Annotated in this window: 11 protein-coding genes and 1 pseudogene; 9 read left to right on the top strand and 3 right to left on the bottom strand. The window is 49.8% G+C overall.

All coding sequences use genetic code 11. The features are described from left to right. Positions 1 to 6,044: 6,044 nt before the first annotated feature. Positions 6,045 to 6,401: pseudogene (locus AC812_RS18400) on the top strand (transposase); the annotation flags it as partial. Positions 6,402 to 6,840: 439 nt separating this feature from the next. Here the strand turns inward: AC812_RS18400 and AC812_RS16415 are convergent. Then, positions 6,841 to 7,581, bottom strand: a complete 741-nt coding sequence (locus AC812_RS16415) for a GntR family transcriptional regulator (RefSeq protein ID WP_061914933.1) — start codon at positions 7,579 to 7,581, stop codon at positions 6,841 to 6,843. A gap of 102 nt (positions 7,582 to 7,683) precedes the next feature. Between AC812_RS16415 and rbsK the strand changes: the two genes are divergently transcribed. The 8 genes from rbsK (at position 7,684) to AC812_RS16455 (ending at position 16,531) form a co-directional block, all read left to right on the top strand. After that, on the top strand, positions 7,684 to 8,625 hold the full coding sequence (rbsK, locus tag AC812_RS16420; RefSeq protein ID WP_082149001.1) for a ribokinase: 942 nt from the start codon (positions 7,684 to 7,686) through the stop codon (positions 8,623 to 8,625). 70 nt (positions 8,626 to 8,695) lie between these two features. Then, positions 8,696 to 9,778, top strand: coding sequence for an autoinducer 2 ABC transporter substrate-binding protein (locus AC812_RS16425; protein WP_061914929.1), 1,083 nt, complete (start codon positions 8,696 to 8,698; stop codon positions 9,776 to 9,778). Between the two features lie 32 nt (positions 9,779 to 9,810). Beyond that, a complete protein-coding gene (locus AC812_RS16430; RefSeq protein ID WP_061914926.1) occupies positions 9,811 to 11,376 on the top strand; it encodes a sugar ABC transporter ATP-binding protein in 1,566 nt (521 codons plus the stop codon). Then, complete coding sequence (locus tag AC812_RS16435; protein ID WP_201797703.1) at positions 11,330 to 12,685, top strand: ArgE/DapE family deacylase; 1,356 nt, start codon at positions 11,330 to 11,332, stop codon at positions 12,683 to 12,685. Before AC812_RS16430 ends, AC812_RS16435 begins: the two co-directional genes overlap by 47 nt. Positions 12,686 to 12,702: 17 nt before the next feature. Further along, on the top strand, positions 12,703 to 13,698 hold the full coding sequence (locus tag AC812_RS16440; RefSeq protein ID WP_061914920.1) for an ABC transporter permease: 996 nt from the start codon (positions 12,703 to 12,705) through the stop codon (positions 13,696 to 13,698). A gap of 4 nt (positions 13,699 to 13,702) precedes the next feature. After that, positions 13,703 to 14,695 (top strand): ABC transporter permease, encoded by a 993-nt coding sequence (locus AC812_RS16445; RefSeq protein WP_061914917.1) that lies wholly within the window; start codon positions 13,703 to 13,705, stop codon positions 14,693 to 14,695. Between the two features lie 23 nt (positions 14,696 to 14,718). Then, a complete protein-coding gene (locus AC812_RS16450; protein WP_061914968.1) occupies positions 14,719 to 15,486 on the top strand; it encodes a glutamine amidotransferase in 768 nt (255 codons plus the stop codon). Beyond that, positions 15,479 to 16,531: an ADP-ribosylglycohydrolase family protein gene (locus AC812_RS16455; RefSeq protein ID WP_061914913.1), complete on the top strand. Its 1,053-nt coding sequence runs from the start codon at positions 15,479 to 15,481 to the stop codon at positions 16,529 to 16,531. Before AC812_RS16450 ends, AC812_RS16455 begins: the two co-directional genes overlap by 8 nt. Positions 16,532 to 16,890: 359 nt before the next feature. Here AC812_RS16455 and AC812_RS16460 read toward each other — a convergent pair whose 3' ends face one another. Together AC812_RS16460 and AC812_RS17730 are read right to left on the bottom strand one after the other, a co-directional pair. After that, positions 16,891 to 17,220 (bottom strand): hypothetical protein, encoded by a 330-nt coding sequence (locus tag AC812_RS16460; RefSeq protein WP_061914910.1) that lies wholly within the window; start codon positions 17,218 to 17,220, stop codon positions 16,891 to 16,893. A 65-nt stretch (positions 17,221 to 17,285) separates the two neighbouring features. Then, complete coding sequence (locus AC812_RS17730) at positions 17,286 to 17,687, bottom strand: hypothetical protein (protein WP_145962530.1); 402 nt, start codon at positions 17,685 to 17,687, stop codon at positions 17,286 to 17,288. Positions 17,688 to 17,941 lie beyond the last annotated feature (254 nt).

Below are 17,941 nucleotides of genomic sequence, written 5' to 3' on the forward strand. Positions count from 1 at the left end.
TCTACAGCCGAATATTGTCGCTCCCCCCACGGGGAGCGTGGATTGAAACTGTCACAAATATATTGAAAAGTGTATACTAATAATCGTCGCTCCCCCCACGGGGAGCGTGGATTGAAACTGAGGGGATACTACCGGAATCGGAGGAAAGAACGGTGTCGCTCCCCCCACGGGGAGCGTGGATTGAAACTGTCGCCCCGCTGCCGGAGGACGGCGAGCGGTGGGTCGCTCCCCCCCACGGGGAGCGTGGATTGAAACGAGAAAATCAAAGCCGGACTGGTCGGCTCGTCAGAGTCGCTCCCCCCCACGGGGAGCGTGGATTGAAACGTGTAGAACGGCTCGAACTCAGCGATGTAATGGCGGTCGCTCCCCCCCACGGGGAGCGTGGATTGAAACTTTGAGAAGAACTTTTGCTACAAGACTTTTGACCGCCGTCGCTCCCCCCCACGGGGAGCGTGGATTGAAACCTGATGCCCGTGCGCGTACTGTGGAGCGCGCGGGGTCGCTCCCCCCCACGGGGAGCGTGGATTGAAACTTTCTTGCGTTTGCGTACACGCCCGATGCCGGGCGGTCGCTCCCCCCCACGGGGAGCGTGGATTGAAACAAACTTTTGCGCGAGATAACTACTGGAAAAGCGAGTCGCTCCCCCCCACGGGGAGCGTGGATTGAAACTTCTTGCGTTTGCGTACACGCCCGATGCCGGGCGGTCGCTCCCCCCCACGGGGAGCGTGGATTGAAACCCGGAAGTTGATCTCAACGAGTACTGGGATTATGTCGCTCCCCCCCACGGGGAGCGTGGATTGAAACGCCCGTGTCGTGGGGCAGGCGTTCGGCCTGTGCGGTCGCTCCCCCCCACGGGGAGCGTGGATTGAAACGTCATTGTCATGGCGTTCGTGGTCATCCCGCTGGGGTCGCTCCCCCCCACGGGGAGCGTGGATTGAAACACCGCACGCTCACGGTTATCGCCCATCGCCCAAGGTCGCTCCCCCCCACGGGGAGCGTGGATTGAAACGTCAGAAAAGGAACGCTATGCGTTCCTCATGCCGGTCGCTCCCCCCCACGGGGAGCGTGGATTGAAACTGAATTACCGGAGGAATTACTGCAAACACGAAGGGTCGCTCCCCCCCACGGGGAGCGTGGATTGAAACCGTAAACTCGCGGCTGCTCATGCGCGCCAGTCCGGGTCGCTCCCCCCCACGGGGAGCGTGGATTGAAACGCTCATTGCTTGCGCTCGCGGTAACCTCTGCGCGCGGTCGCTCCCCCCCACGGGGAGCGTGGATTGAAACTTCCGAAAGTCGCCAGACGGTCGTATCTCGTGCCGGGTCGCTCCCCCCCACGGGGAGCGTGGATTGAAACGCATTGATGCAGTGTCCATACCTCGATCCGCGACCGTCGCTCCCCCCCACGGGGAGCGTGGATTGAAACACGGTAGACCGGGTGGACATCGTTGGTGTGGTCAGTCGCTCCCCCCCACGGGGAGCGTGGATTGAAACGGTTGCGGGTGGCGTCACAACACGGACGTTCATTGTCGCTCCCCCCCACGGGGAGCGTGGATTGAAACACTAGACCCTCCCGCGATAAAACATAGCCCTCGCGTCGCTCCCCCCCACGGGGAGCGTGGATTGAAACGGATGGATAGATACCCATTGTCGTATTCCAATGCGTCGCTCCCCCCCACGGGGAGCGTGGATTGAAACACGTCAAATCAGGAAAGCGAGGCCAGATGCGATGTCGCTCCCCCCCACGGGGAGCGTGGATTGAAACGAGCCGCTGGGTCGCGATACGGACAGCCTGGACGTCGCTCCCCCCCACGGGGAGCGTGGATTGAAACGGCGATATAAAACGACTTGCGGACATAATCCCAGTGTCGCTCCCCCCCACGGGGAGCGTGGATTGAAACTGCGCACTGCGTTAATCGTTTTTTTGCGCACGGTTGTCGCTCCCCCCCACGGGGAGCGTGGATTGAAACCACCCAATGGGTGGTGCATGACGGATATTCGCGGGTGTCGCTCCCCCCCACGGGGAGCGTGGATTGAAACATCCTCCTGCTGTGCCGCAGCCAGTAGCAGCGACCGTCGCTCCCCCCCACGGGGAGCGTGGATTGAAACTGGATCGTCATCTACTGCCTCGTCAATCTCGCGGGTCGCTCCCCCCCACGGGGAGCGTGGATTGAAACGTAGGAGTCTATCATTGATAAGGCTTCAACGGCGGTTTGTCGCTCCCCCCCACGGGGAGCGTGGATTGAAACTTCGTAGTACCGCCGCGCGTCATCGTAGATTTTCGTCGCTCCCCCCCACGGGGAGCGTGGATTGAAACCCCGCCGGATCAACCGCCGCGACCAGGTTGTCCGGTCGCTCCCCCCCACGGGGAGCGTGGATTGAAACGTCCAAGGCCAGGTTGGTGGCCATCACGGTCAGCGTCGCTCCCCCCCACGGGGAGCGTGGATTGAAACAATTTGATATTGAATCAGACTTTACCCCCCAAATGTCGCTCCCCCCCACGGGGAGCGTGGATTGAAACTACGAAAAGAACATTTAACAATTTCGAGTCATCGGTCGCTCCCCCCCACGGGGAGCGTGGATTGAAACCCGTTGTCGCGAAGCAAGATGAGCATGGTCTCGTCGCTCCCCCCCACGGGGAGCGTGGATTGAAACGGAAACGGCGCGAGGCGCACGGCGTCAGCCGCTCGTCGCTCCCCCCCACGGGGAGCGTGGATTGAAACTGGATGGTAATCGTAATAATCCATCGCCTCGTAAAGTCGCTCCCCCCACGGGGAGCGTGGATTGAAACGGAACGTTGTAATCGAGCATGATTACAACTTCCACGTCGCTCCCCCCACGGGGAGCGTGGATTGAAACAGGTATAGCGGTTCGTTGTATTCAATCTTTGTTCGTGTCGCTCCCCCCACGGGGAGCGTGGATTGAAACGAATCCGAACGGCGCTTTGGCCGCCGGTTCTTTGTCGCTCCCCCCACGGGGAGCGTGGATTGAAACCAACCTATCCCGCCAGGACAGGCGGGACGCCTGGGTCGCTCCCCCCACGGGGAGCGTGGATTGAAACACATCGTTGCTGGTGACTGACGTCACCGAATCGCGTCGCTCCCCCCACGGGGAGCGTGGATTGAAACTTTTAACTATATTTTTATATCTTTCTGGCAAACGGGTCGCTCCCCCCACGGGGAGCGTGGATTGAAACAGCCATTGCCAGTCTCCAAGTCAACTTCGTCCAGCGTCGCTCCCCCCATGGGGAGCGTGGATTGAAACCATAATGCAAGAAGTTTTACCCGAAAATCTTTTGTCGCTCCCCCCACGGGGAGCGTGGATTGAAACGTTTCGGTCCCGCTTTGTTGTTCCGGAGATGTCCGTCGCTCCCCCCACGGGGAGCGTGGATTGAAACTTCGGCAATCTAAAAGAAATGCTTTGGCCAACCCTGTCGCTCCCCCCACGGGGAGCGTGGATTGAAACGCGAATATGAGAAGATGTATCTCATGCGCTGGGAGTCGCTCCCCCCACGGGGAGCGTGGATTGAAACGGTCACGAAATAGAAGAGTTTATGACACTCATTGCAGTCGCTCCCCCCACGGGGAGCGTGGATTGAAACAAGACCTAAACGAACTTGGTCTTATTGGCTCTTATGTCGCTCCCCCCACGGGGAGCGTGGATTGAAACAATCTCGAAGTTGGACAGCAGGAAATGTACACCTGTCGCTCCCCCCACGGGGAGCGTGGATTGAAACAAGTCGCTGAAAGTTGTCGCCGACTTGTATCTTGGGTCGCTCCCCCCACGGGGAGCGTGGATTGAAACCTCCACCTCACCGAATTCCTCGATCAATTCGGGTGTCGCTCCCCCCACGGGGAGCGTGGATTGAAACGCTCCCCAATGCTCTTGCGTCAGGCGTCCCGCCAGGTCGCTCCCCCCACGGGGAGCGTGGATTGAAACCCAGTGGTAGCGAAAACTATAACGAAATTATTACCGGCGTCGCTCCCCCCACGGGGAGCGTGGATTGAAACAGGATTGCGGCGATGTTGGACGATTGTAGTTTGGTCGCTCCCCCCACGGGGAGCGTGGATTGAAACGCCTTCGAGCCTTTCCGCGATTGACGACAGGCTGGTCGCTCCCCCCACGGGGAGCGTGGATTGAAACCAAGATCACGCTGCCCCAGAATCTCACAATTACGTCGCTCCCCCCACGGGGAGCGTGGATTGAAACACAAATAGAACGCTTATAATTGTACTGTAAAATAGGTCGCTCCCCCCACGGGGAGCGTGGATTGAAACGGTGTTTCGGGCAGTAAGACCGCAGAGGCCCAAAAGTCGCTCCCCCCACGGGGAGCGTGGATTGAAACCGGCATACTGGTCGGCATACTGGTACTGGTCGGCGGTCGCTCCCCCCACGGGGAGCGTGGATTGAAACTCCCGCTTTTCGGCAACCTGCATGAGATACCAGTCGTCGCTCCCCCCACGGGGAGCGTGGATTGAAACATTGAAAAACCACATTAAAATATCAGATAACTTAGTCGCTCCCCCCACGGGGAGCGTGGATTGAAACACCTCACTCAACTCCTCTATCACGAAGGATTCTTGGCGCTCCCCCCACGGGGAGCGTGGATTGAAACTCTGTCTGTCTGTCTGGCTGGCTTGCCTGTTGCCGTCGCTCCCCCCACGGGGAGCGTGGATTGAAACACTTTCGCTCAGCACGCGGATACACGCGAATACGTCGCTCCCCCCACGGGGAGCGTGGATTGAAACCAGTAGGGGTTTTTGTTCCAGTTAAAAATCTCAAGTCGCTCCCCCCACGGGGAGCGTGGATTGAAACTCCGTTTTCGGCAAAACAGCTTTTTCTCGCGGCGTCGCTCCCCCCACGGGGAGCGTGGATTGAAACACTTTCGCTCAGCACGCGGATACACGCGAATACGTCGCTCCCCCCACGGGGAGCGTGGATTGAAACCAGTAGGGGTTTTTGTTCCAGTTAAAAATCTCAAGTCGCTCCCCCCACGGGGAGCGTGGATTGAAACTTCGAGATTGCCAAATTTCAGTTTATCGTAGCTGTGTCGCTCCCCCCACGGGGAGCGTGGATTGAAACTCATCCTCATTGATGGCAACCAAGCGGCGCGCTGTCGCTCCCCCCACGGGGAGCGTGGATTGAAACGCTACGCTCATTTATCCTCAAGTCCAGACTGCTTGTCGCTCCCCCCACGGGGAGCGTGGATTGAAACGAGTAATCTAAGTTTAGATCATTGCAGACTCTACGTCGCTCCCCCCACGGGGAGCGTGGATTGAAACGCTCGTAATCGTATGCTCCGCGTCCAGCCGAATGGTCGCTCCCCCCACGGGGAGCGTGGATTGAAACTTATTTGCTTGTTAAAAATATTGGGCTTAATGATGGTCGCTCCCCCCACGGGGAGCGTGGATTGAAACTGTTAAGGGGATTCTCACCCCTTTAACATATATTTGTCGCTCCCCCCACGGGGAGCGTGGATTGAAACTATTTTGTTAATAGTAAAACCTTACAAAACCCTAGTCGCTCCCCCCACGGGGAGCGTGGATTGAAACCCATATATTTGAAATTACGTGTATCGGGTTGGGGCGTCGCTCCCCCCACGGGGAGCGTGGATTGAAACAATCATCTTTACGATTATACACCTAGTACACGTTTATCGTCGCTCCCCCCACGGGGAGCGTGGATTGAAACATCCCCTCTATCCTTTTTGTAATTCTTTCAATCAGTGTCGCTCCCCCCACGGGGAGCGTGGATTGAAACGGGCTTGCAGACGCTGGAAATCTCTTTTTCGATGGTCGCTCCCCCCACGGGGAGCGTGGATTGAAACCCCCCTCTGATACTGAAAATTGTAATCATGCTCAACAGTCGCTCCCCCCACGGGGAGCGTGGATTGAAACGGGTTTCAAAAACTCTAGGGCCTGTATGCAAACCAATTTATCATTGGTCTCATGGTATATAGATGTGAACTAATGAACGAACAATGGGAACGAATTGAACCATTACTGCCACCGCAGAAACCAAAAGCCAGGTGACCGGCACACGAGCATCGAACTGTTCTCCATGGGATACTCTGGATTGTACGGACTGGAGCGCCCTGGCGAGATTTCCCAGAACGATATGGGAAATGGATAACAGTGTACAGCCGCTTTCAGCGCTGGCGTAAAAAGGGAGTAGGGAAGAAAGTTCTGGCTGAACCGCAAACTCTGGCAGATCAACAGGGTGAACTGAGTTGGCAAATCCATCTGGAACAAGGTGCAGTTTTTCCTAGAACAACTGGACGGAAACCTTTGTATCCCAAACGATTAATTTCCGATAAAGGATACACCAGCCGTAAGTTCCGTTCATCATTTGGGAAAACACCATATTGCAGTGACCATCCCGCACAAGGAAAAAGAGCGCCATAAAGGTGTCTTCGACAAAGCATTGTATCAAACACGAAACCGGGGAGAAGGATTATTTGAACGTTTAAAGCAGTTGCATCGAATTGCTACACGGTAGAAAAAAAGAGGAGAAAACTTCGCTGCTATTTTCCTTTGGTCACAATTTGCATACAGACCCTCGACTATCCCTCAGGGACACGTTGGAATGCTTGTTTTACCAAATCCAAGTTTACACCAAGGAGCCCCTTATTCCAAACTCACGTTACTTAAGTTTATCCGCTGCAAGTATATAAAGATTATGTCAAAACCCGCTCTCACTTGCAGGACTAACAGCAGAAGATTGGCAGGTTGTAGAACAGTAAAGAAACGAGTTTGGGATAAAAAGATATCCCTTTGGGCTCATGGCAAAAATGACTTTCTACTGCCCTCGCAGTCCTAATTAAGTTTGGATGAATTAAACTGCCTACGCAACCAGCGTTAATCGGTACTGATAGCGGTCGGCGCGATAAATGAACTGAACATACTCCACGCAGACATTGCGCATGTCGTACGTAACCCGGTCTGCCACAAGAAGCGGACGGCCGGTTTTGATGTTCAATAATTCCGCTTCCCGTTTGGTGGCGTTTCTGGCAATCAACAACTCGCTGGCGTGGGCCAGTTTAATCCCTTTGCGGCTTAACAACTCGTAATACGATTGCAGTTTGATCAATTCTTCGGGGTCAACTTTCAGCCAGGGAGGGATGTAAAGATATTGCAGCCCAATCGGTTCGTTATTGGCAAAACGCAATCGCCGAACACACCAGACCGGCACTTTTGCCGATAGCCCAAGATGATTCATAACCTGCGCATCTGGCAGAATATTTTCAACCTCTAAAGTTTTAGAACCGGGTTTCAAGCCCCTTGACCGCATATCCTCGCTGAAACTGGTCAGCTTGATGATCTCCGGCTCGATCTTTTTTGCCTTGACAAAAGTGCCCACCCCCTGCCTGCGTTCAATCAGTCCTTCCATTTCCAACTCACCCAGCGCTTGCCGAATGGTTGCCCGGCTTACGTTGAACATTTGCATCAGTGCATATTCAGAAGGCAGTAATTCACCGCTAGCCAATCTGCCTTCCCGAATTTGCTCCGCAATCACATTTTTGATCTGAAAATACAAAGGCACATGATCAGATTGATTGAGAGGGGGAAGCAATGAGTTAAGCATACAAGTTGTCCTGTTGTCCGGTTGACCGTATAAGTTGAACTCCTTAAAATCATAACTAACTCGTATCGATTCGTCAACACAATTCCGCGGACCAATTTTTTTATGAATAAAGTCGTTGTTGTTGGAAGTTTGAACATTGACCTGATTGCAAAGACATCCCACGCCCCGGCCGCTGGTGAAACGGTAAATGCCGAGGAATTTTTCATTGTTCCCGGTGGTAAAGGCGCAAATCAGGCTGTGGCAATGGCGCGTCTGGGGTTGAATGTAAGCCTGATCGGCCGGGTTGGAAAGGATTATTTCGGGAATTTTTTGATTCGGGAATTGGAAAAGGAAAAACTCAACACAGATTATGTTTCCAAGGATGAGGAAGAACTAACCAGCATTGCAATGATCATTCTCGAAGAGTCGGGGGAAAACCGGATTGTGGTTGCTCAAGGGTCAAATTATCGCATTAATCCAACCGATATTGACCGGGCAGAGTCGGTAATCGAAGAGGCCGATATTGTTGTCTGTCACTTCGGACGAGATCACCCCGTTTTGGGTTATGTTATAAAACTGGCAAAAAGCAAATGTAAAAGGGTTTTAGTTAACCCTGCGCCTGCCTTTCCGATAAGCCGCGAACTTTTGAAATCCATTGATTATTTAGTAGTAAATCAAGGGGAAGCTGAATTCATCAGCGGTCTACCAGTTACCGACTTGACCAGCGCATATCAGGCCGCAAAGCAACTCCACCATCGTGGAAGCGCTGAAGTCATCATTACATTAGGCCCAGGAGGCGCAATCCTCAGTGAACCGAATCAAAAATATCACATTCCCGCCTATCCGATTACAGTGGTTGATACAACTGCGGCGGGAGATGCATTCATTGCCGGGTTGGTTTATGGGATCTTAAAAGATTGGACACCCAGAGAAAGAATCCGATTCGCAAATGCCTGCGGTGCTTTAGCCAGTACAAAAATTGGAGCTATCTCATCCTTACCCCGGCAAGTTGAAGTTGAACAATTTTTATCCACGAGAAAGGAGGCAGAAGAAGTATCCAATTAGTCATGAAAAACCGGTTAGAAAACCAGATTATGACACCCGTTTAGAACAGTAAATTCCTGAGGAGGAAAAAATGAAAAGTCTGCGCGTTTGGATTATCTTGATGCTGATCGCTGTCGTTGTATTGGGGTGTACTTCACCAACCTCTGCGCCCACAAATACCAGTGCACCTCCACCGCCCGCTCAAGACACCCAGGCCCCCCAAAGTGGTGCTGAACAACCGCAAGAGGGCAAAGCTTCCAAAAATTGGAAAATCGCCTTCATTCCCCAACTGATCGGTATTCCGTACTTCACTGCCATGGAAGAAGGCGGCAATGACGCTGCCAAAGCCTTTGGAGTAACCTACCTCAACGTTGGTTCCCCCACTGCCAATGCAGCCGAACAAGTCCGTTTAATGGAAAATCTCATCCAGCAGCGGGTAGATGCCATTTCCATCTCGGTACTGGATTCCGCCTCTCTTAATCCGGTTATGGAACGAGCCGAACAGGCAGGGATTGTGGTGTACACTTCGGATTCCGACAGCCCAACTAGCGTTCGGAGAGTATATGTTGCTCAGGCTTTGGATAAAGATCTGGGATACACCCTGATTGACCGATTGGCAATGCAAATTGGTGAAGCCGGACAAATTGGGATCATCTCCGGCGAATCCACGGCGACCAATCTGAATACCTGGATTGATTTCATGAAGGAAGCCGTAGCAACCAAATATCCCAATATTGAAATTGTGGATATTCGTTACACCCAGGGTGGTTCTTCAGAGGATGCACTGCGACAAGCCGAGGAGTTGATGACCCGCTATCCGGATATTAAAGGTTTGATTGCCGTGGCTTCCACCACCGTGCCCGGCGTAGCCAAAGCAGTCGAGAATGCCGGAAAGACAGGCCAGGTTGCCGTGATCGGTTATGGTTCCCCCAACACTGTCAGACCGTTTATTAAAAGCGGTGTGATGAAAGAATCGGTTTTGTGGAATCCTAGGGCACTGGGCTATCTGAATGTTTGGGCAGGTATCCAGTTACTCGAAGGAAAACCATTCCAAGAAGAAAATATTGTGCCGGGCCTGTCGGATCCTGTCAAATACTTCCCGGACACCAAAATTTTACTTCTGGGGCCGCCTTTGGTCATTGATGCCAACAACGTTGACAATTTCGACTTCTAAAATTCACTGATACCACGGGACGGAGACCCCACATGGAAAGCACACCCCTGCTGCAATTGACCAATATTTACAAATCTTTTGGTGGCGTAAAAGCTCTCTCCGGTGTGAGCCTGACCGCTAACAGCGGTGAAGTCCATGCAGTTGTTGGAGAGAATGGTGCAGGAAAATCAACTTTGATGAAAATTATTTCTGGGGCTCTCCGTCCCGATTCCGGTCAAATTGTGTGGAATGGTACCGAATACACATTTCAAGAACCCAGGGATGCATCGAAACTGGGAATAGCCATCGTTTATCAAGAACCTTTGTATTTCAACGATTTATCGGTGGTAGAAAACCTGTTTCTGGGAGAAGAAATCAAAAGACCGAATGGCACGTTGGACTGGAAAAGTATGACCGAACAGGGAGTGGATGCGCTCAGCCGCATCGGTCTCCCCCCTGAAATCATTCGAAAGCCAATGAGCGAGCTTTCCTTAGGAGTGAAGCAGCTGGTTCTAATCGCCAGAGCAGTTCAGCGAAATGCTCGATTATTAATACTCGATGAACCAACCGCAATCTTAAGCCAACGCGAAACAGAGGTTTTATTTCAAACCATTCACACCTTGAAAGAAAATAACGTATCAATTTTATATATCTCCCACCGACTAGCGGAAATATTTGAGATTGCGGATTACGTTACCGTTTTGCGGGACGGTCATGTTGTAATGGATTCAAAAGTCACCGATACGAATGAAAATGATTTGATCAATGCCATGACTGGCCGCAAAATTTCAACAGAAATCTACATACCAAGAAATTTTCAACAACAGGATCCCTTGCTATCTGTCCATAACTTAACTTGTGATGGCTATTACAGCAACATCAGTTTTTCTATTAAGCCCAAACAAATACTCGCCTTTTATGGCCTGGTTGGAGCCGGTCGCTCTGAGGTTGCCAGAACCATCATTGGGGAAATGCAAGCCGATTTCGGAGAAATTATTTACCAGGGCCGTCCGATCAGGCCAAGGAGTAGTCGCGAGTCCATCGGTCTGGGCATTGTCTACTTGCCAGAGGATCGAAGATCACAAGGGCTTTTCTTCATTCGCTCCATTAAAGACAACATAAGTGCTTCTATTTTGCAAAATATTTCTTCCAGGATTGGAAAGATAAATTCAAATCTTGAAAATTCAGTTGTATCCCAAATTTTCCAAAAGCTGGCTATAAAAGCACCAACTATAGAGATACCCGTATCGAGTCTCAGCGGTGGAAATCAACAAAAAGTTGTTTTGGGACGAAATCTTACCCTCAAACCGAAATTATTAATTCTGGACGAACCAACCCACGGTATTGATGTGGGTACAAAAAACGAAATCCACAAACTAATTTTTGAATTGGCTAATCAAGAAATTGCCATTATTTTGATTACCTCCGACCTGCCGGAAGCATTAGCCATTGCAGATACTTTCGTGGTTATGCATGAAGGTCGTCTGATGGGAATTTTAGATAGACAGGAAGCCAACGAAGAATTAATCCTCCGGCTTGCATTGGGTATCAACGGAAATAACAGGAGACAAGATGAACACCTTATCCTCAGAGCCCCCCTCCAAACCCACAATGAATGATATTTCCCAAGTTTTTTCATGGATTGATAACCATCGGGAAGAAGTTATTGACTTATTGCAAAGGCTGGTTCGAGTTCCCAGTGTCAATCCTTGGTTTCTGGAAGAGCCGGGACAAAGGTACGAGGAACAGGTACAAGATTTGATTGCCGAAGAATTAAGATTTTTCGGAGCTGTGATTGACCGGTGGCAACCAGATCCTCAAGATCTTTCTAAATATCAGGGCAAACCGGGTTATTACCCAGACCATAAATTTAACGGAAGACCCAATCAGGCAGGTCTCATAAGAGGAGTGGGTAAAGGCAAATCAATTTTGCTAACGGGCCATGTGGATGTGGTTAAAGCCGGTTCGGATTGGAGCGTTGATCCATTTAGTGCCGTTCGTAAAGACGGAAAGGTTATTGGGCGAGGGGTGGTGGATATGAAAGGCGGAATAACCGCTATGATTTCTGCTATCAAGGCAATTTACTCCGTGGGTTTCAAGAACGCTGGAGATATTTGTATCGGTACGGTTGTTGATGAAGAAGCAGGAGGAATGGGCACATTAGCCTTTGTAGACCGCGGTTACAGAGCCGATGGTTGCATTCTCACAGAGCCGACCGATTTGACCATTGCCCCCCTCTGCAGAGGTATATTGTGGGGAAAGCTCACCATAAAAGGCCGCAGTGGTCATATCGAATTACCTCAGTCAGATTGGCGTAATGGGGGAGCCGTTGATGCTATCCGCCTTTCCCGTTATTTTCTTGACCAGTTTGATGTTTTGAATGCAGATTGGGCTAACCGGAAAACTCATCCACTGTTACCCATGCCCTGTCAGGTATATGTCGCCCAACTCAATGCAGGCGATTATCCAACCACTTTCGCCGGTCAAGCAGAGCTTGTTTTCAATGCCCAATATCTGCCCGCCGAAAGAGACCATAACTTCCTTGGCGGAAAAGTAAAGAAGGAGATTGAAGATTTCATCACTAGCGTATCTCAAAAAGATGAGTGGTTGATCCACAATCCGCCAAAAGTTGAATGGCTAATTGATGCTGATTGTGCCGAGACACCCATCAATCATCCTTTTGTGGAGACATGTAAGGCTTCCCTCTTGCAGGTTACGGATAAGGCAGTAATCGAGGGTATTGGTAGTCACACGGATATGGGTTGGTTTGTAAATGTCGGTATTCCAACCATAAATTTCGGTCCCGGAAAGCCTTCTGTTGCCCACCAAAGCGACGAATCTCTTAACGAAGAAGATCTTATTATCGCCACCAAAGTTCTGGCTGTCATTGTTATGAATTGGTGCGGCATAACAAAATTATCCCAATGAGAAATAGGAGTGGTCCGGTGAAAACTTTCATTCCTGGATTGAGTCGTCGGGACTTGTTCACAATTGGTTTGGTGATTCTTGAGGTTGTAATATTTTCCATAGTTTCAGAAAATTTTCTCAACAGTTCTAACCTCCGATCCGTGCTCCGTAATGCGACGGAGTTGTCATTGGTAAGCATTGGCATGACGATTGTTATATTAATGGGAGGGATCGATATTTCGGTTGGTTCCGCCTTGGGTGTTGTAGCAATTATTGTTGGCTGGTTAATACAAGCGGAAGTTCATCCGCTGATCATTGGCCTTGTTGCTATTCTCGTTGGTACCACCATTGGTTTTGTCAACGGCTCTTTGATTACCTTCGGCAGAATACCAGACATTATCGCAACACTGGGAATGTCAAATATCCTCCGAGCGGCTGTTTTCGGTATGCTTGGTGGCCGGTGGATAACCGGTCTCCCCCCTGTGTTTAGTCCTTTGGTACAGGGACAATATTTTGGAATACCCGCTTCAATTTTTGTAATTTTCATATTTTATTTTGTTTTTTGGGCTCTTTTGACATTTTTACCAATTGGCAGGCATATTTACGCAACAGGTAACAATGTGGAAGCAGCCAAGCTTTCGGGTATAGATGTAAGGAAAACAAGAATTGTTGGTTACATGCTGCTTGGTTCTCTAGTGGGTTTTTCCTCGTTACTTTATGTGGGCAGGCTAGGAAGCGTTGAAATTACTGTTGGCATTGATTTACCAATCTCTGCAATTGCTGCAGTCGTCATTGGGGGAGCTTCGGTGTTTGGTGGACGCGGTTCGATTGTTGGAACCCTGGCTGGTGTCTTTTTCATGGCATTCATGAAAAATGGCCTGTTGTTGTTGGGTATTCCTTCTTTATGGGAACGTGCAGTGATCGGATTTTTGATCATTTTCTCGGTTGGCATTGATTTGCTAATTAACAAGCATCAGGCTATTGCAAAATTCCTTCACCTCAAAACGAGACAATCGCGTGTAGGAGAGGCATAAGATCATGATAGAAAGGTTTTTTAAGCAGTCTTTACCTGCCCTATTAAGCAATCGAGTTTATTTTTTGATTGCCTTATTGATCATCGTACTGATTTTCCTTTCCCTAATCAGTCCGTATTTTCTCAACACCAGAACAATTCTCGATATCTTACGAATGGGAACTGTGCTGCTCTTGCTTTCAATTGGTCAAACCCTAGTCATTCTTGCAGGTGGAGCAGGTATTGATCTCTCTGTGGGAGCAATGTTAAGTCTTTCAGGAGTATTCCTGGGAATCCTCTCACGCACGGGGGTTGACATATGGGTTGCAGCCTTACTGACCATCCTGTTTGGAGGTTTACTTGGTTCGATAAATGGTTTTACGGTAGCAATTTGGGGCCTTCCTCCGTTAATTGGCACCCTTGGATCAATGTGGGCTTTCGGTGCTTTAGCCCTGGTTATCACGAACGGTGTTCCAATCTCTAATTTTCCAAGAGAATTTGCTTTCATAGGGGATGGAAGAATTTTAGGTATACCAACACAAATTTTGTTAGTTGCATTACCTGTTTTTGTAATCATTTATTTCTTTTTGAATTGGTCATTTCTTGGCCGCTGGGTTTACCTGATTGGCGTAAATGAAACTGCGGCTAAATTTTCTGGCATTCCTGTCACCAGAGTACGATTTTCTCTTTATACACTCAATGGGATATTAGCGGGTATTGGAGCCGTCGTAATGGCATCGTGGTTGATGGCAGCCAGACCAGATGTTGGAAGCGGAATGGAACTCCAATCGATCACTGTAACTGTACTGGGTGGTACCAATATATTTGGTGGGTTTGGTAGTCTGTTGGGCACTTTATTGGCGGTGTTAATCGTGACACTTGTAGCATCTGGACTTCAATTGGCTGGGATAAATGCCATTTGGCAATTAGCCGTGCTGGGTTTTATTCTGCTCGGCGCAGTATCAATTAACCAGCTAATATATTCTCTAAAAGCCAAGCAGTCTGGATTGTCCGCATGAATGTACTAAAAAAGGAGGTAAAAATGAACGATAAGATCCGGGTGTTACTTGCTGGAGAATCATGGGTTTCAAGCAGCACTCATTACAAAGGCTGGGACTTCTTTTCCAGTACCGTTTACGAAGTTGGAATTCAATACCTCAAGGAGTCACTCGAAGGTACAAATATTGAATTAATTCACCTACCCGGTCATCTTGTTGCAGATCATTTTCCTTCAACTCTTGATGAATTGAATTCATACCACGTCTTAATTTTCAGTGATATCGGTGCAAACACCTTGCTTTTACCTTCTGACGTGTGGCTCAGAGGGAAAAGATCAATCAATCGGTTGCAGCTAATAAAAGAGTGGGTTTCGCAGGGGGGTGGTTTTGCAATGTGTGGTGGATATTATTCCTTTGCCGGTATTTACGCCAGTGCAAAATATTACCGAACCCCAATTGAAGAAATCTTACCTGTTAATATTCTCACTTTCGATGATCGAGTTGAGTGTCCTCAGGGAACTAATCCGGTCATTGTTGACTCCACCCATTCAATAGTCAAGAATATTCCAGAACCCTGGCCTTATTTATTGGGGTATAACGATCTATCATTGAAACCAGACTCCCATCTAATTGCAATGGTCGAGGATAAACCTCTCCTTGCAATTTCAAGATATGGAAAAGGAAGAACATTGGCATGGGCTTCTGACATAGGACCTCATTGGTGTCCAGAGGAATTTGTAAAATGGGAAGGTTATCGTTTGCTTTGGAAGCAAATTATTACATGGCTAACAAAAGGAGAAACTAATGAATAAAGAATTTTTATTCAATCATATTCTTGGTGGTCTTGCTGGAGCCTTAATAGGCGATGCAATGGGTAGTGCCACCGAAACCTTGACGCTTGAAGAGATAAATTCACGTTTTGGTGGAAGAGTTACCGACTTTTATAGTCCTGGTGAAGGGACTTTTGCCTCAGGGAGAAAAGCGGGTCAAATCACGGATGACACCTCCCAAATGTTGAAAATAATTCATGCAATCATCGAAAATAATGGAAAAATCTCAGTTGAACTGGTTTCCAATCAACTTCTGGAATGGGCAAAACAAGATGAATTGTTTAGCCGATTTGCTGGACCAACAACTAAAAAGGCAATTGAGCTACTTAGAGCTGGTCATGATCCCTATAAGACTGGCATTGCAGAAAAAATGGGTATGGGAATTTCCAACGGTGCGGCGATGAAAATTGCCCCTGCTGGCTGGCTCAACCCCGGTGATTTAGACAAAGCCGTTGAAGATGCGGTCATTTTGTGTATTCCCACCCACAATGCTGATGTGGCTTTTGCAGGTGCCGGTGCAGTCGCTGCTGCAATTGCTGAAAGTTTGAAACCGAATTCAAATATTCTCACCGTTCTTGATGCTTCGGTTTATGGTGCAAAGAAAGGCTACGAAATTGGAAAGAAACAATCAATTGTATTAAGAAGCCCCTCGATGGTCTCAAGAATCACTCTGGCTGCTGAAATTGCGATTAGTAACGAAGATTTTTTTACTGCCTGTGAGAAACTCGCCAGTGTGATTGGTTGCGGTTTGCCTCTAATTGAAGCAGTGCCGTTTGCTATCGGAGTTTTTTTAGCTTCAAGGGGAGATCCAAACCTTGCCATTATTGGCTCTGTCAACATGGGCGGAGACGCTGACACTACCTCAACGATCACTGGAGCGATTACGGGAACTTTTGCTGGCATAGCAAAATTCAACCCTGAAACTTATCGAAAAGTTGTCAAGGCAAACGACTTTGATCCAGAAAAGATCGCAAGCGACCTGGCCGAAATTGCTTTGAGAAAAGAGGTCAAAATTCATTTGGATTGAAGTAAAAGTACAATGCCAGGTATTTGCAAGATTGGCGTTACTCCATTGCTTGTGCTTTGCATGATAAGAAGATTCCCTATTCTAACATCTTCGAATTTTATACCGCTCATTCAAGTTAAAGGGTCATTTGCCAGTAAAAACTCTTTTCTTCATAGGGATAAACATCCCAAGGGAGAGGTTGAAGAAATAATCAGGCGTATAAAACTCGTTAGTCTGCCTTTCGATTATACCCATGGGATTACCATCCTTTTATGCAACGAGCCGGACTGGGTAGTCCGGCTCAATTCCCGCAGGGGTTAGCCCGCATAGGCGGATTGCAGGCTGAGGAACGCCCGCGCCATGCGCTGCAAGTGGATGCCTTAGGGCTTTCCTTGTGGGTCATAGCCCTTGCCATCCGTGTTTGCAGCCCAGCGCACCCATTCCTGCCCGGCGGGGCCAGACTTCCACACTTCGGCAATCGTTTTGTCTTTCATCTTGCCAAAGTGGATGATGGTCTGACCCGGATCGGCCAGTTCCACTTCCCGTACACATCCCTCCGGATAGAGGGACGCCTGTTCATACTGCCCTGCCAAACCCGCCCTGCCGGAGTTACACCAGCGGGACTGCGAGGGCGGTTTGGCAAAGATTTGTTTTTGAAGGTACTGCGCCCCTTCGGGCAGGTCAGTCCTGCGGGATTTACACCCACACACGGCGCTCTGCGGAGCGGTAAATTTGGAGAGGGGCTTTGTAAGCCGCTCTCCGGGGGGACGGGGACTTACCGCCTGCGGGTCAAAAGCGTGATGATGACCTCGCGCTCATCCTTGTCTTTTGCCTGTTTTAGCATCCGAAGGATGAAGTATTTTTGCGCCAGGTCATACGCAATCAGCAACACGGCAAAGATGACCAGCAGGGGGATTGCTTGGAGCAGTTGGTTCACATTTGGCTCACCTCCTTTCGTTCCCCACGCCGAAGGGAGAGAGCAGCCCTCTCCCGCAGGAATGGAGAACGAAAGGGACTTGTCCCAGTGGACGCCGGTAAGCCGGTGAACCGCTCGCTTGTTAAAGTCCTGCCACGGGCTTTGTAAGCCGGTGGAAAGTGGCTGTCCGGGAGTTGCACCCAGAAGGCGGCTTATCCGCCAGCCGATAACCAAAAAACCCGTTGGCAAATGCTTTCGCATTCGTCCAACGGGCTTTGTTAGCCGGTTTGACGCTTTGACGCTTTCAGTTAGGTGGAGGGGCTTTGTGAGCCGCTCCTGACCGTATTCTAGCAAAAGAAAAGACAGAGTGCAAGTGGCTTTTCAAAATGAGATTGTTGAAAAACAAACAACTGGGATTGACGAAAAGGGGAAAACCTTAATACAATCGAACCAAACCACTTTGGAGATCAGCGGGATGGAAAAGCAGCGTTTCGAAGAAACCGGCAAAGGATCAT

It is taken from the genome of Bellilinea caldifistulae (assembly GCF_001306055.1).
GTDB lineage: Bacteria > Chloroflexota > Anaerolineae > Anaerolineales > Anaerolineaceae > Bellilinea > Bellilinea caldifistulae.